The organism is Ruegeria sp. CJ3, from assembly GCF_056536725.1.
Map to the genome: position 1 here is coordinate 438,774 of NZ_JBQFQE010000003.1, position 20,754 is coordinate 459,527.

Below are 20,754 nucleotides of genomic sequence, written 5' to 3' on the forward strand. Positions count from 1 at the left end.
TCCTCGGCCCTGATGGCGTTGGCGCAAACCCTAGCGAGGATTGAATCGGGTTAACTTAACCAAGATCAAGAAGGGCAAAAGATATCTCGAAAACCTCTGTTTTACAGGACCGTTTTTTGGCCGGGCCACTCAGTTTGCGCGCCTTCCGTTGACTTTCGTCAAGGATGACATCCGCGTGATGTCCCACCCTAGGACCTGCCTCACCAGCAAACGGAGAGTGATCATGTCACTTGGAATCAGCTACAATAAAACTGGCCGCGCCTTCGGGGTTGGTTTGGCAATGCTGTTGGGCAGCGTCGCTGCACCGACCTTTGCCGAAGAGCCAACCCTGAGCAAGGAAGCCTTTGAATCGTCTAAGCAACTTTACTTTGAACGCTGCGCCGGTTGCCACGGCGTGTTGCGCAAAGGGGCGACAGGTAAAAGCCTTGAGCCTTTGGTCGAAACAAAGAACGCCGATGGAACCGTGACCGAATCCGGCACCCTGAAACTGGGTCAGGAACGTCTGGAAAAAATCATCGCGTGGGGTACCGAAGGCGGTATGAACAACTTCTCGGACGTTATGACCGAGGACGAAATCCGCGATATGGCGACCTATATCCAGATGGAGCCGCCCAAGCCGCCGGAAATGTCGCTTGAGCAGATGATGGCGACCCGCAAGGTTTACGTCGAACCCGAAGATTACCCGTCCGAGCCGCTGCATGGCCGCAACTGGGAAAACTTCTTCGTGGTCATCGAACGTGACGTGGGCAAGGTGGCCGTGATCGACGGCGACACCAAAGAAGTGCTGGCGCACATCCCCACCGGTTACGCGGTGCACGTGCTGAAAGCCTCCGAGCACCATAAACTGGAAGAGCCGGAAAACCCGGGCCGCTTCTGGTACACCATGGGCCGCGACGGCAAGATGACCAAGATCGACCTGTGGCAAAACCCCGAGAACATGCTCGTGGCCGAGGTCACCATTGGTTATGACGCCCGCGACGTGGCCGTATCCGGCGACGGTAAATACGTCATCGGTGGGGCTTATTGGCCTCCGCATTTCGCGATCGTCGATGCCGAAACCATGGAGCCGAAAAAGGTCGTGTCGACCCGCGGTGTGAACGTGGACGGGGACTATGTGGAAGAAAGCCGCGTGGCCGCCATCTACACCACCCCGAACGAGCCCACATGGATCGTTGCCGTGAAAGAGCTCGGCCAGCTGTGGCAGGTGGACTACACCGACCTGGACAACCTGCGGATCGACAAGATCGACAGCGCCAAGTTCCTGCATGACGGGTTCTTCGACCCGACAGGCCGTTACTTCCAGATCGCCGCAAACGCGTCGAACAAAATGGTTGTGGTCGACACCAAGACTCACAAGCTTGAAGCCTTGATCGACACTGCACCGTTGCCGCACCCCGGCCCCGGCGCCAACTGGGATGACCCGAACTGTGGTCCCGTTGCCGGTACAACCCACCTGGGTGAAGGCACCGTGACTGTCTGGGGCAACGACCCCGAAGGTCGCCCGGACGACGCCTGGAAGGTCTGCTACGAAGTGGAAACTGACGGACCCGGTCTGTTCATCCGGACACACCCGGAATCGGACTACATCTGGGCCGACCAGACCAAGCACCCCGAGCCTGAGATCCAGCAATCGGTGCAGGTCATCGACAAAGCGACCGGTGAGATCGTGAAAACGATCCAGATCACCGAAGAGGAAGGCAACGTCGCCGTCCACTTCGAGTTCAACCAGGACGGTTCCGAAGTCTGGGTTTCCAAGTGGAACCGCTCGACCTCGAAAGAAGCCAACGGTGAGATCGTGATCTTCGACGCCAAGACGCTGGAAGAGATCGGTCGCGTGAAGGGGCTGTTTGCTCCGACCGGCAAGTTCAACGTCTACAACCGTTCGAACCACGTCACCTGACGGGTTCAACTCCAAAAACCGGAAAGGGCGGGCCCCTCGCCCGCCCTTTCCACGTTTGACACATCAGCCAAATCCACAGGCCTGACACCGAAGGCCAGAGAAGAAAGCCAACGGAGACCGGATATGACCTCCGAACCGGAAAAGAAAAAACCAATCTGGCGCCGGTATTTCCTGTGGGGAATGCCCGTGGCCGGCATCGCCGCGGCCTTTGCCGCCGGCATCATCTTCTGGGGCGGGTTCAACACCGCCATGGAAGCCACCAACACCAAAGAATTCTGCGTCTCGTGCCACGAGATGCGCGATTTCGTCTACGAAGAATACACCGGCACGATCCATGACGTGAACCGGTCTGGCGTCGGTGCCGTCTGCTCCGACTGTCACGTGCCCAAAGACTGGACGCACAAGATCATCCGCAAGATCAAGGCCAGCAAAGAGCTCTATGGCAAGATGGTCGGCACCATCAACACGCGTGAGAAATTCGAAGCCAAGCGCGTGCATCTGGCCATGAACGAATGGGAGCGGATGAAGGCCACCGACTCGCGTGAATGCCGCAACTGTCACGATTTCGAATCGATGATGCCCGAGTTCCAGAAACCCCGCGCACGTCAGCAGCACCTGAACGCGATGACCGTGGGCCAGACCTGTATTGACTGTCACAAGGGGATTGCACACTCGGATGCGCGGGACCGGGCCGAGGAAGAGTATCTGGAAAAACTCGAAGCCCCGAACCCTGACTTTATCCGCGAGATCCCGGCCGAATATCTGGCCAGCCTTGAGCGGATCGAAGCCAAGGAAGCGGCTGAAGCCGAGGCTGAGAAAGCCGCCCGCGCAGCGCAGCAAGAGGCCGTGCAGGCGCAGATCGCAGCCGCCGTTGATGCAGCTGTGGCCGAAGAACGCGCCAAGGCCGCTGGCGAGGAAGCCGCAGCGCCCGCAGGCGGCGGTGGCGGCGGCGAAGTCGCGACCAGTTTCGACTGGAACGCGGTTGCCAGCGCCGACATGAAACTGTTCTACCCCGGTCAGGCTTCGTTTGAATGGGTGCAGAACGGCAAGTTCCACGGCGGTGCGCGTCCGCTGACCAAGGGCGGTGATCAATGCACCACCTGTCACGCCAAGGAACTGGATGCGATCGGCAACAAGATCGTCGCCGGTGGCGAGTTGGAACCAACGCCGATCCCCGGTAAGCGTGGCGTTATCGATGCGACCGTGCAAGCGGCCCATGATGACGAGAACCTGTATATCCGTCTGCAATGGCCGGATGCGGGCCACAACCCGGTACCCTTCGTCGATGGCGGCAAGATGGACCCCGAGAACCAGATCAAAGTGGCGATGATGATCACCGGCACTGGCATCGAAATGGGCGATCAGGTGGGTTGCTGGGCCTCGTGCCACGCAGACAATACCTATATGCCCTTCGCGCCAGAGGCGGACGCAATTGCCGCCAACGGGGATGTATCGGGCCGTCTGACCGCGCAGGATACGGTGACCAAATACATCAGCGAAAGCCGCACCGAGGTCGACACCAAAGGCCGCCGCGGCAAGCCGATGGGCGGCTGGGACAAGCTGCACGCCGCCGAACAGATCGAGCAGTATCTGGCCGACGGCACCTATCTGGACCTGATGCGTGTCTATGCCGATGGCAGCGCCACCAACGGGTATCTGCTGGAACAGCGCGTGGTCAATGACGGCGAGATCGCCGCCTCGGCCAGCCTTGACGGCGGCATCTGGACGGTGGTCTTCACCCGGCCGCTGAACTCGGGCGCAGCCGGTGATGTGCCACTGGAGGCGGGCAAAACCTACACGGTTGGGTTTGCCATCCACGATGACTTTGCCGCCGCGCGGTTCCACCATGTTACACTGGATACCAGCCTGGCGCTGGATGATGACAGCGCCTTCATTAACGTGGTCAAACAATAAAGGATGGGGCCGGGCAATCCGGCCCCTTTCCACAAGAAGAGGAGTGATCGATGAAACCCCAACACCTTCTTCCCGCGCTGTTGCTTTTGGCGTCCCCCGCGCTGGCCGCAGATGACGACATCGCCGCCACCTGCGCTGAGGCCGAAGAGCGCTATGTCGAACTGTTCGGCCAGCCCTCATCGGCGGTCGAAGATGCCGAGGTGGTGCTGATGTACAAATACCTCTTTTGCCCGGTTGAACTGACGGTCAAGGCAGGCACCACGGTACGCTGGGTGAACGTCGACAAACGCACCAGCCATTCGGTTCTGCTGAAAGACGGCAGCGAACCCGAAAGCGACCGGCTGTTTCCCGAGGAATCGGTGGACATGACTTTCCTCACTCCCGGCCCGCAGGATTACCTGTGCGGGCCGCATTGGGAGACACAGAACATGATCGGAATGATCACCGTCGAACCCTAAGCCGAGGCAACCATACAGGCACGAAAGAGGAGCGCGGGCGCAAAACCCGCGCTCCTTAACTTTAGTCAAGGAGGTTTGTTTTCGATTCCGCCAGTCTGCCCCTATGACACGCCCGGTTCACCCAGCAACGTCCTCCGTCCTGCCCCTTTGTTCGCAGGGCCTGCCGGACGGACCGGGCGCGGCAGAGTTTCAGAACAAGCGAGTGTAGACATGAGCGGTAAGGTTTTTCTGATTGGCGCAGGTCCCGGAGACCCCGAACTGATGACCCTGCGCGCCCTGCGGATGCTGCAAGAGGCGGATGTGGTGGTTTACGACCGTCTGGTCTCGGCCGATATCCTGAACCTGCACGCGGATGGCGCGCGGCTGATCCCCGTCGGGAAGGCCCCCAAGTGTCATACGGTGCCGCAGGATCGTATCAATGACATCCTCGTTGAAGAAGCCAGCGCCGGTCACACAGTTGCCCGCCTGAAAGGCGGCGATCCGATGATCTTTGGCCGTGGCTCGGAAGAGGCTGCCCACCTGATGGCAAACGGCATCCCGGTCGAATACGCGCCGGGGATCACGGCGGCTCAGGGCGCGTCCTGCTCGACCGGCGTGCCGCTGACCCATCGCGGGCTGGCGACCTCGGTGCAATATGTCACCGGGCACCGTCAGGCCGACAAGGTGCTGGATCTGGACTGGAAACGCCTGGCCGACCCCGACTCGACGCTGGTCGTCTATATGGGAGTGGCCAATATCGGCCAGATCGCCATGGGGCTGATGACCGAGAACCTGCCCGGCTCGACCCCCGTTCTGGCCGTCGGCAAAGCCACCACCCCGGACGAGCGCCGCATGGTGTCCCGACTGGACCGGCTGGCGGCGGATGTGCGCGAGGCTGATCTTAAAGCGCCCACGCTGTTCATCATCGGCAAGGTGGTTTCGCTATACGCAGAACAGCCTGTGGCTGAGTTACTGGAGCAGGCTCATGGCTAAGCTTGGCTCTAAGAAATTAGGGTCGCGCCCGACCCTGGGTGGGCGAGAAGCGCCCTCCCGGGGGGAGGGTCGGGCGCGGCCCGGCGTTGCCGCCGGGCGATCCGGTTGGACCGCGCGCGCTGTTCTTACAACCGCAGTACTTGTGGCCACAACAGCCTTTGCTGCAGACACACTCGACCCCAACGCCCTGAAACGCCTTGTTCATCAGGATTGCGGCTCGTGCCATGGGCTGTCGCTGAAAGGCGGCCTCGGCCCCGACCTACGGTCCGAAACCCTTGAACACTATGACGCCGAGGTTCTGACCGGCGTGATCCTCGACGGCATCCCCGACACCGCGATGCCCCCATGGCGGCCCCTGATCAGTGAAGAAGAGGCCGAATGGATCGCCCGTTACCTGCTGGCACAGGAGGCACAATGAAACAGCTTATCCTCACACTCGCCGCTACCCTGCTGATGACCACCGCACAGGCGGAACCGACAGCGACCGGAGATCTGGGACTTGTGATCGAACGCGCCAAGGGCTCGGTCCTGCTGGTCGATCAATCCGACCGCGCCGCGCTGGCCCGGATCGAAGGGCTGGGCGATTTGTCCCATGCCTCGCTGGTCTATTCGCCCGATGAACGCTTTGCTTATGTCTTCGGCCGTGACGGCGGGCTGACCAAGGTCGATATCGTCACCCGTCAGATCGTGAACCGCGTGGTGCAGGCTGGCAATGCCATCGGCGGTGCGATTTCGGATGACGGTAAACTGGTCGCCGTGTCGAACTATGAACCCGGCGGCGTGCGCGTCTTTGATGCGGACACGCTGGACATGGTCGCCGACATCCCCACCGACAGCAAAACCATCGGTCTGGTCGACGCGCCGGGCCGCCGGTTTGTCTTTACCATGTGGGATACGGGCGAGACCTGGATTGCCGATTTCGCCAAGGGCGCGCCCGAGATCACCAAAATCCCCGACATGGGCAAAAACCCCTATGACGCGCTGATCACCGCCAATGGTCGCACCTACATCACGGGCCTGTTTGGCGAAGATGGCCTGACCGCACTGGACCTGTGGGCCGAGACGCCCGAACCGATCCGCGTGCTGCCCAACTATGGGCGCGGGCAAGAGGAGATGCCGGTCTACAAAATGCCCCATCTGGAAGGCTGGGCGCTGACAGGCCGCGAATTCGTCCTCCCCGCCGTTGGCCACCACGAGGTTCTGTGGATCGACGCCGACACCCTGACCGAGACCGGGCGCACGCAGACCCACGGCCAGCCGGTCTTTGCCATGGCACGGCCTGATGGGCGGCAGGTCTGGGTCAACTTTGCCCACCCGCTGAACGACACGATCCAGGTGATCGATTCCGTCAGCAAACAGATCATCCACGAGTTCAAACCCGGCCCTGCCGTGCTGCATATGGAGTTCACACCACGCGGGCATGAGGTCTGGATCAGCGTGCGCGATGCCAACAAGGTCATGGTCTACGACACGCAGAGCTTCGAGAAACTGCGCGAGATCGACGCCGACAGCCCCTCGGGCATCTTCTTCACCGCCCGCGCGCACAGAACGGGGCTGTAAGCGATGCAACACATCACCGACCCCATCGATTGCCGTCTGCTGGACGAGTTCCAGCGCGATTTCCCCATCACCACGCGCCCGTTTCAGGTTCTGGCCGACGCGCTTGGTCTGGAGGAGGCCGAAGTGCTCGACCGGCTGACGCGCATGCGCAAGACCGGGCGCATCACCCGGGTGGGCGCGACCATTGCTCCCGGCGCGGTATCCGCCAGCACCCTTGCCGCTGTCGCCGCCCCTGACGCGCGACTGGAAAAGGTTGCTGCCCTGATCGACGCGGAACCCGGTGTGAACCACAATTACCAGCGCGAGGATGACTGGAACCTCTGGTTCGTGGCCACCGGCCCGGACCGCGCGCATGTGAACGAAACGCTTGCTCGGATCAGCCAACGCACCGGGTTGCGGGTTCTGGACCTGCGGCTGGTGCGCCCGTTCAACGTCGATCTGGGCTTTCGCATGTCGGGGGAGACCCGCAACGTACCCGGCCCGCGCAAGGTGGACCGCTCGGCCATGCAGGACGGTGATCGGCCCTTGTTACAGGCGCTCAGTTCCGGGCTGTCACTGGTCGCAGAACCCTATGCTGCACTGGCCCGGTCCCTGAGCCGCAGCATGGTCGATGTGATGGAGCGGATCGAGGCATTGCACCGGGCCGGGATCATCTCGCGCCTGGGTGTCATCGTGCGCCACCGCGCTTTGGGCTGGTCCGCCAATGCGATGGTGGTCTGGGACATGCCCGCCGATCAGGTCGGCACCGCCGGTCCGGCGCTGGCTGCCCATCCCGGAGTGACGCTCTGTTATGAGCGCAACCCGGTCGAAGGCGTCTGGCCCTATCGTCTTTATTCCATGATCCATGCGCGTTCTCGCCCCGAGGCGATGGAGGTTCTGGCCGGGGCCGCGGCGCTGCCCGAGATGGCAGGGGCCCGACACAAGGTTCTGTTCTCGACCCGCTGCTTCAAGCAAACCGGCGCACTGATTCAGGCGAAAGAGGTGGCGGCATGACACTCGACGACATAGACCGTGCCATCCTGAACCGGATGCAGGACGACTTGCCTTTGACCTCGCACCCCTACGCGGTGATCGCCGAGGAGTTGGGGATCGCGGAAACCGAGCTTCTGAGCCGTCTGACCCGCATGAAAGAGGACCGCGTTATCACCCGCTTTGGCCCCTTCTTCGACGCCGCCGCCATGGGTGGGGCGTTTTGCCTGTGCGCAATGGCGGTACCTCCGCAGGATTTCGAAACCGTCCTAACCAAAGTCAATGCGCATCCGGAGGTCGCACATAATTATGAGCGCACGCACCGGCTGAATATGTGGTTCGTTCTGGCGACCGAAACACCCGAGGGGGTCGCAACCGCAGCCGAGGCTATCGAACGGGAAACCGGGATCGCGGTCCTGCAATTCCCCAAACTTCAGGAATTCTTCATCGGCTTCCGGGTGGCGGCATGATCGACGCAAAAGACAGAGAGATCATCGAGGCGCTGCAAGGCGGCCTGCCGCTGGTGCCCGCGCCTTACGCGCAGGTGGCAGAAGGGTTGGGTCTGGACGAAGACACCCTGATGTTCCGTCTCGCCGACATGAAATCGCGCGGCGTGATCCGGCGTATCGCGGCGGCCCCCAATCACTACAAGCTGGGCATGACCTCAAACGGGATGACCGTGTGGGATGTGGCGGATGATCAGGTGGCCGAGATGGGCACCCAGATCGGCCTTCTGCCCTTCGTCACCCACTGCTATGAACGCCCCCGCGCGCTGCCCGACTGGCCTTATAACCTGTTTGCCATGGTCCATGGTACCGACCGGGCCGAGGTCGAGGAGAAACGCGCCGAAATCGCGGCCATCCTTGGTGAGGCCTGCCGGGCGAAAGACATCCTCTATTCCACGCGCATCCTGAAAAAGACCGGGCTGCGCCTGAAAACGAAAGGCTGAGATATGTTCCGCCTGACCGAATACATGCACCAACTGGTCAAACCGACCCCGGTGCGCAAACGCCGCCCCGGTCCCGTGAAGCCAGTGGTAATCTGGAACCTGACCCGGCGCTGCAATCTGAAATGCCGCCATTGCTACACCGTCTCGGCGGATGTGGCCTTCCCCGGCGAGCTCAGCCACGAGCAAGCCATGGTAACCCTTGAGGATCTGGGCCAATTTCGCGTCCCGGCCCTGATCCTCTCGGGTGGGGAGCCGCTGGACCGGTTCGATTTCTTCGACATTGCCAAACGTGCGCGTGACCTGGTGCCGATGCTGGCGCTGTCCACGAACGGCACCCGGATTTATGATGAAACCGCTGACATGATCGCCGATGTGGGGTTCAACTATGTCGGAGTCTCTCTGGACGGGATCGGGGCCACAAATGACTGGTTCCGGGGCGTCGAAGGTGCCTTTGCCGATGCCCTGCGCGGCGTGCGTGAATGCAAGAAACGCGGCATCAAGGTGGGCCTGCGCTTCTGCTTGACCGAAGGCACCCAGCATCATCTGCCCGACCTGTTGAAGCTGTGCGATGACGAGGGTGTCGACAAGTTCTACCTGTCCCACCTTGTCTATGCCGGGCGCGGCGACAAGAACCGGGGCGAGGATGCCGAACATCTGCGCACCCGCACTGGTCTGGACCTGCTGCTGGAACGCGCGTGGGAGGCCGCATCCGGTGGCCGCCCGCTGGACATCGTGACCGGCAACAATGATGCCGATGCCGGGTATTTCCTGAACTGGGTCCGGGCGCATTTCGACGCCGATAAGGCAGCGCATGTGCGAGAGCATCTGGCGGCGTGGGGTGGAAACTCCAGCGGGCTGGGCGTGGCCAATATCGACAATCTGGGCCGCGTGCATCCGGATACCTATTGGTCCGATTACACGGTCGGCAATGTGAAGACCAAACCGTTTTCCGAGCTGTGGACCAGCGATGACCCGATGCTGGCGATGTTGCGCACCCGTCCGCGCCCACTCAAAGGGCGCTGCGGGGCCTGTCAGCTCAAGGACGTCTGCGGCGGCAATACCCGTATTCGGGCGTTGCAATTGACCGGCGATCCGTGGGCCGAGGACCCGGCCTGCTATCTGTCAAATCAAGAGATCGGTGTTGAAGATGCAGGCGAGCGCCTGCAGGTCACGCCGTTCCGGGGGAAAAGCCATGATCCGGCGCATCAGTTCTTTTAACACCCTGAAAATCAGTGCATTTTGCTCGCTCTTGCTGACGGGCGCAGCCTGGGCCGATGCTCCATCGGACTATGCCGAATTCTGCGCCTCATGCCATGGCGAGAACCGGTTGGGCGGCGTTGGTCCTGCGTTGATCCCTGAGACATTGAAACGGATGAGGGGACCTCGTGTGGCGGCGGTGATTGCTGAGGGGCGGACAGCGACGCAGATGCCGGCGTTTTCGCACGAACTGGACGCTTTGCAGATCGAGGAACTGGCGGGGTGGCTGAAATCCCCGCTGGAAACCAACCCGAACTGGGGTGAGGCCGAAATCATGGCCAGCCGTACTCTGGATGAGGACTATACGCCGGTGGACGCACCCGTCTGGGACAGCGATCCGATGAACATCACGCTGGCGGTTGAGACCGGGGATCACCATGTCAGCGTGCTGGACGGGGATACGTTCGAGGTTTTGGACCGGTTCGAGACGCCTTTTGCCGTGCATGGCGGGCCGAAGTTCAGCCCCGATGGGCGCTATGTCTTCATCATGTCCCGCGATGGCTGGGTGCAGAAATATGACATCTGGGCGCTGAAACAGGTGGGCCGGGTGCGCGCGGGTTTGAACAGCCGCAACATCGCCATGTCGGGAGATGGCAAATGGGTCGCCGTGGCGAATTACCTGCCGAACTCGCTGACGCTGCTGTCGACAGAAGATCTGTCGGTGGCCAAAGTCATTGAAGTCAAAAGTAAAAAAGGCGTTCCCAGCCGCGTCTCTGCCGTCTATCAGGCCCCGCCGCGCGAAAGCTTTGTGCTGGCGCTGAAAGATGTGCCCGAGATTTGGGAGGTGTTTTACGGCGCCAACCCTCCGCAATTCGGGCTGGGGCATGATTTTCGCATCGAGGGGCAGTTCAAGAACCCCGATCCGTTCCCGGTGCGCAAGATCACCACGCCTGACTATCTGGACGATTTCTTTTTCGACCAGAGCTATGAATACGTCATGGGTGCCTCGCGCGATGGCAAAGGCGGGCAGGTGATTGATCTGGTGATCGGTCATAAGGTGGCCGATCTGGACCTGCCGGGGATGCCGCATTTGGGCTCGGGGATCACCTGGAAACATGGTGACACAACCGTGATGGCGACCCCGCATCTGACCGATGGCACCGTGTCGGTGATCGATATGGAAAGCTGGGAAACGGTCAAGCGGATCAAGACCGAAGGGCCCGGTTTCTTCATGCGCAGTCATGAGAATTCGCCATATGTCTGGGCCGATGTGTTCTTTGGCCCGAACAAGGACGCGATGCATGTGATCGACAAGCAAAGCCTTGAAATCGTAAAGACTTTGCGCCCTGCGCCGGGCAAGACCGTGGCCCATGTTGAGTTCACCAAGGATGGCAGTCACGCGCTGGTTTCCATCTGGGAAGACGACGGCGCGGTGATCGTTTATGACGCGCAGACGCTGGAAGAAGTGCGCCGCCTGCCGATGCGCAAACCCTCTGGGAAGTATAATGTCTGGAACAAAATCACCTTCTCGGAAGGCACCAGCCACTGAGGGCAAATGGCCGGTCTGGAAACTGGCCGTTTTGCTTTACCCGGCCACGGCTTTGACCGTGGCCATCAACCTGTTTTTTGCCGGTCTGATCTCACACGGATTGGGCTTTGGTGGGATCGGTCCGGTGCCCGCAATCCTGTGGTCAATCCCCTTGGGCATACCCGCCGCTTGGCTGGCCGGACGGTGGGTGCGTGGATTGATGGATGAGGCAGATAATTGATTATAAATGCAAATCCAGGAATACGATTAATTTTTGATCGCCCTGAAAGCAAATGACCTAAGTCAAGTATCCACCCAGGCGAATCCCATACCACAGAGGCATAGCTTCCCGAGTCGGAGACTCCATGCCTGCCCTGAACCCATTGCACAATCTCCCTGCCCGCGCGGTTCGCGCGGCGGTCGGGTTGGCGGGCATCGTCCTTTTGTTGTTGCAGACCTTTGGGCCGGCGCTGGCGAGTCCCGGTGAAAGTGTCTGGGTGGAGATCTGCTCGGAAGGCGGCGCGGTCTGGGTCGAGGTCGACCTTGAGGAGGGTGCCGAAGACCCGACCGCGTATTGCCCCAAATGCGCCGATTGCGCATTGTGCGCGATCACCGGCGCGGCACCCATGCCAGAGCTGCCGCTGGTGGCTCACGCGGAAATCGTCCGATTTGTACAGGTTCAAAACAGCACATCTTCCGTTTTGTACAATTCGAATTGGCTGTGGCCCGAAACCCGGGGACCCCCGTGCGCAATCCAAATAGAATCTGAACGCGCCCCGCGCGCGTCCATGGCGTTCACCCAAATTACCGGAGGTGCGCCGTGGTCGTAAGTCGCGCAATCCATTTCCTGCTGGCCTTTGTCCTGTCCTGCCTGATGGCGATCAGCGCCCATGCCGACAGCCTTGCCAGCTTCTTGCCCGAGATTGATCCCGCCGATCTGGCACCTGGTGCCGATGCCTTTGGCCCGGTGCGCGATGATGTCATGGTTGCGCCCGTCCTGAAGGGGGGCGAGACCGTGGCCTGGGCCTTCCTGACCTCTGACTTCGTCGGCACCACCGGGTATTCCGGCAAGCCCATTCATGTGGTCGCCGCCATCGATGATGAGGCCGTGCTGACGGGTGTGCAACTGGTCAAACACTCCGAACCGATCGTGCTGATCGGCATTCCCAATTCCCGCATGGTCGAGCTGACCGAAGGCTATGCCGGGCTGGACCTGAAGGTTGAAGCCGAGACGGGCGGTGAAGGGCATGACCTCGATATCATCTCGGGTGCGACCGTCACGATCATGGTGATTGATGACAGTCTTGTGCGTGGCGGCATCAAGGTGGCGCGCGCACTGGGGCTGGGGGGGCTGGCGCCTGCGCAGGCCGACGGGCCCAAGCGCGAGGTCGATATGGCACAGGACGCCATCTATGACTGGACCACCCTATCCGGCGACGGCTCGGTGCGGCGGCTGACGCTGGATATCGGGCAGGTCAATGCGGCGTTTGAAGCCACCGGCGATCAACGCGCCATCAAGCGCCCTGAACCCGGCGAACCTGATGACACCTATATTGACATGCATATGGCGCTGGTCTCGGTGCCCTCGATTGGCAAATCGCTGCTGGGCGAGGCCGAATATCAGAACATGGTCGACTGGCTGGACGAGGGCGAACAGGCCATTCTGGTGCTGGGGCGCGGGGCCTATAGCTTCAAGGGCTCGGGCTATGTCCGGGGCGGGATTTTCGACCGGATTCAGTTGATCCAGGGCGACAACTCGGTGCGGTTCTTCGACAAGCAGCAGCGCCGTCTGGGCGAGGTTGCTGCGCCTGATGCCCCAAGCTTCACCGAACTGGACATCTTCAAGATCCCCGCCGATGCCGAGTTCGACCCCGCCGAGCCGTTCCGCCTGCAACTGCTGGCGCAGCGGGCCGTGGGCGCGGTTGAGAAAACATTCCTGACCTTCGATCTGGGCTACAAACTGCCCGAGCAGTATCTGCTGCCCGTCGCGGCCCCTGTCGTTGTCGATGACGCCACCAGCGAGGCGGCAGCGAAAGCCGAGTTGTGGAAACGCATCTGGAAGGACCGCACGGTTGAAATCGGGGTACTGGGCGCGATGCTGCTGGTGCTGACCGCGACCTTCTTCTTCCAGTTCCATGCCACCATGAATGCGCGGGTCTTTTACTGGTTCCGCATCGGGTATCTGACCATGACGCTGTTCTTCATCGGCTGGTACGCCAACGCGCAGCTGAGCGTGGTGAACCTGATGGCGCTGGCGGGCAGCCTGCGCACGGGCTTCTCGTGGGATGCCTTCCTGCTGGACCCGCTGGTCTTCATCCAGTGGTTCGCCGTCGCTGCCGCGCTGCTGTTCTGGGGCCGTGGGGCCTATTGCGGCTGGCTGTGTCCGTTTGGTGCGTTGCAGGAGTTGACCAACAAGATCGCACGGGCCTTCAAGGTGCCGCAATGGACCTTGCCATGGGGTCTGAACGAACGCCTTTGGCCTGCGAAATACATGATCTTTCTGGTGCTGTTCGGGATCAGCTTTGTCTCGATCCCGTTGGCCGAAACCTATGCCGAGGTCGAGCCGTTCAAGACCGCGATCATCCTGAAATTCATGCGCGACTGGCCGTTTGTGGTCTTTGCGCTGACCCTGCTGGGGATCGGGCTGTTCGTGGAACGGTTCTACTGCCGCTATCTGTGCCCGCTGGGCGGCGCGCTGGCGATCCCGGCCCGTATTCGTATGTTCGACTGGCTGCGCCGCTACAAGGATTGCGGCACCCCCTGTCAGACCTGCGCCAATGAATGCCTCGTTCAGGCAATCCACCCCACCGGTGAGATTAACCCCAACGAGTGCGTCACCTGCCTGCATTGTCAGGTGCTCTATCAGTCCGAGGACAAATGTCCCGTCGTTATCCGCCAGCTGAAACGGCGGGCCAAGACAGGGTCGGTCCAGATGAAGACCCCGCTCGGACAACCACCGGCGAACCATCCGAACGCCAAACCGCAAACCGTTTCCTAAAAGGAGGGACGATCATGTCGGAACATGACAAGAAACTGAACATCACACGCCGCGGGATGCTGGGCGCGACCGCAACCGGCGCGGTGATTGCTGGGACGGGCCTCGGCTCGACCCTGATGACCGCGAAAGAGGCCAGCGCCGCAGCCAAGCAGCATCTGGAGCCCGGTGAACTGGACGAGTATTACGGCTTCTGGTCCTCGGGCCAGACCGGTGAGCTGCGTATTTTGGGTGTGCCCTCGATGCGCGAGCTGATGCGTGTACCGGTGTTCAACCGCTGCTCGGCCACAGGCTGGGGCCAGACCAATGAATCGCTGAAGGTTCTGACCGAAGGTCTGCTGCCGGAAACCAAGGATTTCCTGGCCGCAAACGGCAAGGTCACCTATGACAACGGCGACCTTCACCACCCGCATATGTCGTTCACCGATGGCACCTATGACGGCCGCTATCTGTTCATGAACGACAAGGCCAACACCCGCGTGGCCCGTGTGCGTTGTGACGTGATGAAATGCGACAAGATCATCGAGATCCCGAACGCGCATGACATCCACGGCCTGCGTCCGCAGAAATACCCGCGCACCGGCTACATCTTTGCCAATGGTGAGCATGAGGCCCCGCTGGTGAATGACGGCCAGATCCTCGACGATCCGTCGCAATACGTGAACATCTTCACCGCGATTGACGGCGACACGATGGAGATCGCATGGCAGGTGATGGTGTCGGGCAACCTCGACAACACCGACTGCGATTATCAGGGCAAATACGCCTTCTCGACCTCGTACAACTCGGAAATGGGTATGAACCTGGCCGAGATGACCGAGAGCGAACTGGACCACGTGGTCGTGTTCAATCTGGCCGAGATTGAGGCCGGTATCGAGGCGGGCAACTATCAGGAGATGAACGGCGTCAAAGTTGTGGACGGCCGCAAGGACGCGGGCAACAAGTTCACCCGCTACATCCCGATCCCGAACTCGCCCCACGGCGTGAACGCAGCACCCGACAAGAAACACATCATGATCAACGGGAAGCTGTCGCCGACCGTGTCCGTGATCGATGTGGAAAAGGTCGACGCGCTGTTTTCCGAAGATGCCGATCCGCGCTCGGCCATCGTTGCCGAACCGCAGCTGGGTCTCGGCCCGCTTCACACCGCGTTCGACAACAAGGGCAACGCCTATACCACGCTGTTCCTGGACAGCCAGATCGTCAAATGGGACATCGCCAAGGCGATTGAGGCCTATGCGGGTTCGGACGTCGATCCGATCCTCGACAAGGTGGACGTGCAGTATCAGCCGGGCCACAACTCGACCTCGATGGGTGAAACTGCCGAGGCTGATGGCAAGTGGCTGATTTCGATGAACAAGTTCTCGAAAGACCGCTTCCTGAACGTGGGTCCGCTGAAGCCTGAAAACGAGCAGTTGATCGACATCTCGGGCGACAAGATGAAGGTGGTCCATGACGGCCCGACCTTCGCCGAGCCGCACGATTCGATCATCGTACACCGGTCGAAGGTGAACCCGGTCAATGTCTGGGATCGCAACGACCCGATGTGGGAAGAGGCCCGCAAACAGGCCGAGGCCGATGGCGTCGATCTGGACGAAGGCGCTGAGGAACCGATCCGCGATGGTAACAAGGTGCGGGTCTACATGACTTCGACTGCGCCTGTGTTCAGCATGGAGAAGTTCACCGTCAAGCAAGGCGATGAAGTCACTGTCTATGTCACCAACCTGGATGATGTGGACGACGTGACCCACGGCTTCTGCCTGTCGAACTTCGGCGTCGCGATGGAAGTTGCACCGCAGGCCACCGCCTCGGTCACGTTCATTGCCGACCGTCCGGGCGTGCACTGGTTCTATTGCCAGTGGTTCTGCCACGCGCTGCACATGGAAATGCGCGGCCGGATGTTCGTTGAGCCGCGGAGCGCGTAAACATGCGTTGGTCCCTGCTCATACCGCTCCTGCTCGGCTCGCCCCTTTGGGCGGCGGACTGGGATGTGCCCAACCGGGCGGGGGCCATCAACGAGATACTGGCGCAGGCGGCGGATGGAGACACTCTCCGCCTGAGCCCCGGTGTTTACACCGAAACGCTTGTTCTGGACCGGCCCGTCACGATTGACGGGCTGGGACAGGCCACCATTGACGGACAGGGTGAGGGCAGCGTCATCACCGTGACCGGGCCCGGCGTGATCGTGCGCGGGCTGACGGTGATCGGATCAGGCGACAGCCATGACGGGATCGACAGCGGTATCCAGCTGACCAAGACGGCCACCGCGCCGTTGATCGAGGATAATGTGCTGCTGGGCAATCTTTACGGCATCGACATCCACGGGGCCAAGGACAGTATCGTCCGGGGCAACCGGATCGAAGGGCGGCAAGACCAGCGCATGAACGAACGCGGCAATGGCGTCTATGTCTGGAACGCGCCGGGTGCGATGGTTGAAGGCAATGACATCCGTTATGGCCGCGACGGGATTTTTGTGAACTCGTCCAAGAAGAACACCTTCACCGGCAACCTGTTCCGCGATCTGCGCTTTGCCGTGCATTATATGTATGCCGACAATTCTGTGGTCAGCAACAATGTCTCGATCGGCAACGATCTGGGCTATGCGGTGATGTTCACCTCGAATGTCAAAGTCACCGACAATGTGTCGATTGACGACCGCGAGCATGGCGTGATGCTGAACTATGCCAACAAGAGCGTCATCACCGGCAATGTGGTGAAAGGTGCAAAAGAGAAATGCACCTTCCTTTATAATTCGAACAAGAACGAATTCACCGATAACTGGTTTGAAGGTTGCGGCATCGGCATCCACTTTACCGCCGGCAGTGAACGCAACCGGATCGTCGGCAATGCCTTTGTTGGCAACCGGACGCAGGTGAAATACGTCTCGACCAAATGGGTCGAGTGGTCAGAAGACGGGCGCGGAAACTATTGGTCCGATTTCGCCGCCTATGATGTGGATGGCAACGGCGTGGCCGATGCCCCCTATCGCCCCAACGATTCAATGGACCATGTGCTGTGGACCCAACCCGCAGCCAAACTGCTGCTTGGCTCGCCTGCCGTGCAGCTGGTGCGCTGGTCGCAATCGGCCTTCCCGGCACTGTTGCCGGGCGGTGTGATGGACAGCAATCCCTTGATGCAAGCCCCTGAACCCCCAGCTATGAAAAAGGTGCCTCATGACGGATAAGGCCCTGACGATTAACCAAGTCTGCAAGGACCGTGGCAAGACCCGCGTTCTTGACGATATCACCCTGTCTCTTGCCCCCGGTCAGCGAGTCGCGCTGCTGGGCCATAACGGTGCCGGCAAATCGACCCTGATCAAATCCATCCTCGGCCTGATCCCGATTGAGGGTGGCACCATTCGCATCGGAGACGCCACCCCCGGCAGCGCGCAGGCGCGGCGCGAGACGGCTTATCTGCCCGAGGCGGTGTCGTTCCATCCGGCGCTGACGGGACGCGAGCAACTGACCCTGTTCGCCCAGCTGTCGGGCGCGAAGGCGGATGTACCCGGCCTGTTGGAGCGGGTTGGCCTGAGCGATGCGCTCGACCGCCGGATTGGGGCCTATTCCAAGGGGATGCGGCAACGTTTGGGTCTGGCGCAGGTTCTGCTGGGTCAGCCGAAAGTGGCCTTGCTGGATGAACCCACATCGGGTTTGGACCCAATCTCGCGGCAGGATTTGTACGCCATTATCGATGAATTGGCCGGGCAAGGCACGGCAGTTCTGATTGCATCTCACGCGCTGACCGAGGTCGAGGCCCGGACCGACCGCATCGCCATCATGCGCAAGGGTCGGATGGTGGCCGATGACACGCTGACCAACCTGTCTGCGCTGGCCGGTCTGCCGATCCGCCTGAAAGTGCGCGCCAGTGCCAACGCTGACGCCTTGGCCGCCGAACTGGGTGGCAGCCGGATCAACGGGGCGTCGGTGGAGCTGCTCTGCACCCCTGAAGACAAGATGGAGGCCCTGCGCCGCATCGCCGGACTGGGCGATGCGGTGGCGGATGTCGAAATGACTCCGCCCAAGCTGGAAGATCTCTATCGCCATTATGCACAGGAGGAGAGGCTATGACCCGCTTCCTCGCCATCACCCGCACCGAAATGCTGATCCTGCGCCGCAACCGCTGGCTGCTGGTCGCGACGCTGATCATGGTGCTGTTCGCGCTGGCGCTGACCTTTGCAGGCAGCGCGCCAACCGGCACGTTAGGGGTCGATATGCTGACCGTCTCGGTCGCGTCGATGACCACGCTGTCGGTCTACCTTGCGCCTTTGCTGGCGCTGATGATTTCTTTTGATGCCATCGCCGGAGACGTAGACCGGGGCAGTCTTTCCCTATTGTTGTCCTACCCCGCGGGGCGCGGAGAAATCCTGTTGGGCAAATTCACCGCCCATCTGGCGGCGCTGGCTTTTGCCATGACCGTGGGGTTTGGCACCGCAGGCGCGGTGGCCGCCTTCTTCGGTGGCGCGGGGCCCGAGAGCCTGATGGCCTTGGCGCGCCTGATCCTCACATCCATCCTGCTGGGCGCTGTCTTTCTGGCGCTGGGATACCTGCTGTCCGCATTGGCTAAGGGCGCCACGGCGGCGGCGGGTCTGTCGGCCGGGCTCTGGCTGGTTTTTGTCGTCCTCTATGATCTGGGCCTGTTGGGGGCCGTCGTCATGGACAAGGGCGGCGTCTTCACCCAATCCGTCTTTCCATGGGTGATGGTGGCCAACCCGGCCGACGCATTCCGTCTGTGGAACATCGCCGCAACCGAAGGCGTCGCTATGGCGTCCGGCATGACCGGGGCCGCGCAGGCCCTGCCGGTCTGGGCCGCGCCTGTATCGCTTTTGATCTGGCCGGTGATTGGCTTTGCCCTCGCGCGGCTGGCGTTCCGGAGGGTCGAACCATGAAACGCCTGTGCCTGATTGCCCTGATCGCGCTGAGTGCCTGTAAGGAAGAGGTCGCCGAGGCCCCCGACCCTGTGGACCTGACCCCTGGCGCGCTCAGCTTTTTCTGCCAGATGAACATCGCCGAACATGGCGGGCCCAAGGGGCAGATCCATCTGGAAGGCTACCCCGCGCCCCTGTTTTTCGCACAAGTGCGCGACATGGTGGCTTACCTGAAAAGCCCCGAACGTGACGCCAAGATCACCGCCGTATATGTCAGCGACATGAGCGTCGCGCCCAGCTGGCGGCAGCCGGGTATCTCGAACTGGATCAACGCGGATGAGGCCAGCTTTGTCGTTGGTGCCAATGTGGCGGGCGGCATGGGCGCACGCGAGGTTGTGCCGTTTGGCGATCCCACCGCGGCCGAGGCCTTTATGGGCGAGTATGGCGGCGCGCCGCTGTCCCTGTCCGACATCCCCGACGCCGAGGTTCTGGGCCCCGTCGATCTGACCCTGGTTCTGGAGACACCGGAATGACACAGCTGTCCCGCCGCCGCTTTCTTGCCATCTCGGCCGCCTGTGCGGCGGTCCCGGCCTCGGCCGCCAGCAGCGCCGCGCACTGGTCCGGCATCGCGCTGGGCGCACCGGCCAGCCTGCGGCTTGAGGGTCTGTCGGACGCACAAGCCGCGCCGATCTTCGCCGCCGTCGAGGCAGAGCTGAACCGGCTTGAAGAGATCTTCAGCCTCTACCGCCCCACCTCGCAAATCAGCCATCTGAACCGCACCGGCCTGCTGCAGGCCCCTGCGCCCGAGCTGCTGAACCTGCTGAGCCTGTGTTCGGCGATCCACGACGCCTCGGGCGGGGCATTTGATCCCACGGTTCAGCCGCTGTGGCAGGCACTGGCCACCGGGGCCGACGTGGACCGCGCCCGGCGGCTTATCGGCTGGAACCGGGTCTATGTGGGCACAGATGCGATCCGTCTGCCCGACCCGGGCCGGTCGGCCATCACCCTGAACGGAATCGCACAGGGGGCCATCACCGACCGCATCGCCGACCTGCTGCGCAGCTACGGCCTGCGCGACGTTCTGGTCGATATGGGAGAGGTCGCCGCCCTCGGCCAGCGCGCAACGCGCGACCCCTGGCGCATCGGGCTGGCAGGGCCTGACGGCAGCGTGATCCGGCGCATCAGACTGCAGGACCGCGCCGTTGCCACCTCGGCCCCCGGCGGCACGATGCTGCGGGGCGAGCAGGGCCACATCCTTGGCCCGCAAGGCCAAAGGCCGACCCATCAGGCGATCTCGGTCTCGGCCCCGCAAGCGGCTACGGCCGACGGTCTGTCAACCGCGCTGTGCCTGATACCAGAGGCTGAAATCCCGGCAGTGCTGGCCCGGTTTGGGCAGGCGCGGATTGAGATGATGATCTGAACGGAGGGAGGCCCTGCGTGGAAAATCT

At 61.6% G+C, this 20,754-nt stretch carries 20 protein-coding genes; all 20 read left to right on the plus strand.

Annotated elements, in window-relative coordinates; translation table 11 throughout:
- The first annotated feature begins 223 nt into the window (after positions 1 to 223).
- Positions 224 to 1,900 carry a cytochrome D1 domain-containing protein gene (locus ACR0J1_RS07990; RefSeq protein WP_480732045.1) on the plus strand — a complete coding sequence of 559 codons (1,677 nt, stop codon included), beginning with the start codon at positions 224 to 226 and terminating at the stop codon, positions 1,898 to 1,900.
- A gap of 123 nt (positions 1,901 to 2,023) precedes the next feature.
- Entirely contained in the window at positions 2,024 to 3,814 is a 1,791-nt protein-coding gene (locus tag ACR0J1_RS07995) for a NapC/NirT family cytochrome c (protein WP_480732047.1), read from the plus strand.
- Between the two features lie 50 nt (positions 3,815 to 3,864).
- On the plus strand, positions 3,865 to 4,272 hold the full coding sequence (locus ACR0J1_RS08000) for a cupredoxin domain-containing protein (RefSeq protein ID WP_480529934.1): 408 nt from the start codon (positions 3,865 to 3,867) through the stop codon (positions 4,270 to 4,272).
- A 210-nt stretch (positions 4,273 to 4,482) separates the two neighbouring features.
- A complete protein-coding gene (gene cobA / locus ACR0J1_RS08005; protein WP_480732049.1) occupies positions 4,483 to 5,244 on the plus strand; it encodes a uroporphyrinogen-III C-methyltransferase in 762 nt (253 codons plus the stop codon).
- A 142-nt stretch (positions 5,245 to 5,386) separates the two neighbouring features.
- On the plus strand, positions 5,387 to 5,662 hold the full coding sequence (locus ACR0J1_RS08010) for a c-type cytochrome (protein WP_480732051.1): 276 nt from the start codon (positions 5,387 to 5,389) through the stop codon (positions 5,660 to 5,662).
- Entirely contained in the window at positions 5,659 to 6,804 is a 1,146-nt protein-coding gene (locus ACR0J1_RS08015; protein ID WP_480732053.1) for a cytochrome D1 domain-containing protein, read from the plus strand. The genes ACR0J1_RS08010 and ACR0J1_RS08015 overlap by 4 nt, the downstream gene beginning before the upstream one ends.
- 3 nt (positions 6,805 to 6,807) lie before the next feature.
- The gene (ahbB, locus tag ACR0J1_RS08020; RefSeq protein WP_480732055.1) at positions 6,808 to 7,797 is read left to right on the plus strand and encodes a siroheme decarboxylase subunit beta; all 990 of its coding nucleotides are present in this window, start codon (positions 6,808 to 6,810) and stop codon (positions 7,795 to 7,797) included.
- On the plus strand, positions 7,794 to 8,243 hold the full coding sequence (locus tag ACR0J1_RS08025; RefSeq protein WP_480732057.1) for an Lrp/AsnC family transcriptional regulator: 450 nt from the start codon (positions 7,794 to 7,796) through the stop codon (positions 8,241 to 8,243). Before ahbB (ACR0J1_RS08020) ends, ACR0J1_RS08025 begins: the two co-directional genes overlap by 4 nt.
- Positions 8,240 to 8,722, plus strand: a complete 483-nt coding sequence (ahbB, locus tag ACR0J1_RS08030; RefSeq protein ID WP_480732058.1) for a siroheme decarboxylase subunit beta — start codon at positions 8,240 to 8,242, stop codon at positions 8,720 to 8,722. Before ACR0J1_RS08025 ends, ahbB (ACR0J1_RS08030) begins: the two co-directional genes overlap by 4 nt.
- Positions 8,723 to 8,725: 3 nt before the next feature.
- Positions 8,726 to 9,940, plus strand: a complete 1,215-nt coding sequence (gene nirJ, locus ACR0J1_RS08035) for a heme d1 biosynthesis radical SAM protein NirJ (RefSeq protein ID WP_480732060.1) — start codon at positions 8,726 to 8,728, stop codon at positions 9,938 to 9,940.
- Positions 9,915 to 11,468, plus strand: coding sequence for a cytochrome D1 domain-containing protein (locus ACR0J1_RS08040; RefSeq protein ID WP_480732062.1), 1,554 nt, complete (start codon positions 9,915 to 9,917; stop codon positions 11,466 to 11,468). The genes nirJ and ACR0J1_RS08040 overlap by 26 nt, the downstream gene beginning before the upstream one ends.
- Positions 11,425 to 11,688: a hypothetical protein gene (locus ACR0J1_RS08045; RefSeq protein ID WP_480732063.1), complete on the plus strand. Its 264-nt coding sequence runs from the start codon at positions 11,425 to 11,427 to the stop codon at positions 11,686 to 11,688. Before ACR0J1_RS08040 ends, ACR0J1_RS08045 begins: the two co-directional genes overlap by 44 nt.
- 124 nt (positions 11,689 to 11,812) lie before the next feature.
- Complete coding sequence (locus tag ACR0J1_RS08050; protein ID WP_480732065.1) at positions 11,813 to 12,277, plus strand: DUF2946 family protein; 465 nt, start codon at positions 11,813 to 11,815, stop codon at positions 12,275 to 12,277.
- Positions 12,278 to 12,321: 44 nt separating this feature from the next.
- The gene (locus ACR0J1_RS08055) at positions 12,322 to 14,445 is read left to right on the plus strand and encodes a 4Fe-4S binding protein (RefSeq protein WP_480732157.1); all 2,124 of its coding nucleotides are present in this window, start codon (positions 12,322 to 12,324) and stop codon (positions 14,443 to 14,445) included.
- Positions 14,446 to 14,459: 14 nt separating this feature from the next.
- On the plus strand, positions 14,460 to 16,367 hold the full coding sequence (nosZ, locus tag ACR0J1_RS08060) for a TAT-dependent nitrous-oxide reductase (protein ID WP_480732066.1): 1,908 nt from the start codon (positions 14,460 to 14,462) through the stop codon (positions 16,365 to 16,367).
- Positions 16,368 to 16,369: 2 nt separating this feature from the next.
- Entirely contained in the window at positions 16,370 to 17,626 is a 1,257-nt protein-coding gene (locus ACR0J1_RS08065; protein ID WP_480732068.1) for a nitrous oxide reductase family maturation protein NosD, read from the plus strand.
- Positions 17,616 to 18,509 carry an ABC transporter ATP-binding protein gene (locus ACR0J1_RS08070; RefSeq protein WP_480732070.1) on the plus strand — a complete coding sequence of 298 codons (894 nt, stop codon included), beginning with the start codon at positions 17,616 to 17,618 and terminating at the stop codon, positions 18,507 to 18,509. The genes ACR0J1_RS08065 and ACR0J1_RS08070 overlap by 11 nt, the downstream gene beginning before the upstream one ends.
- Positions 18,506 to 19,327, plus strand: coding sequence for an ABC transporter permease (locus ACR0J1_RS08075; RefSeq protein WP_480732071.1), 822 nt, complete (start codon positions 18,506 to 18,508; stop codon positions 19,325 to 19,327). The genes ACR0J1_RS08070 and ACR0J1_RS08075 overlap by 4 nt, the downstream gene beginning before the upstream one ends.
- On the plus strand, positions 19,324 to 19,839 hold the full coding sequence (locus ACR0J1_RS08080; protein WP_480732073.1) for a nitrous oxide reductase accessory protein NosL: 516 nt from the start codon (positions 19,324 to 19,326) through the stop codon (positions 19,837 to 19,839). The genes ACR0J1_RS08075 and ACR0J1_RS08080 overlap by 4 nt, the downstream gene beginning before the upstream one ends.
- Complete coding sequence (locus ACR0J1_RS08085; RefSeq protein ID WP_480732075.1) at positions 19,836 to 20,726, plus strand: FAD:protein FMN transferase; 891 nt, start codon at positions 19,836 to 19,838, stop codon at positions 20,724 to 20,726. Before ACR0J1_RS08080 ends, ACR0J1_RS08085 begins: the two co-directional genes overlap by 4 nt.
- The last annotated feature ends 28 nt before the right edge of the window (positions 20,727 to 20,754 follow it).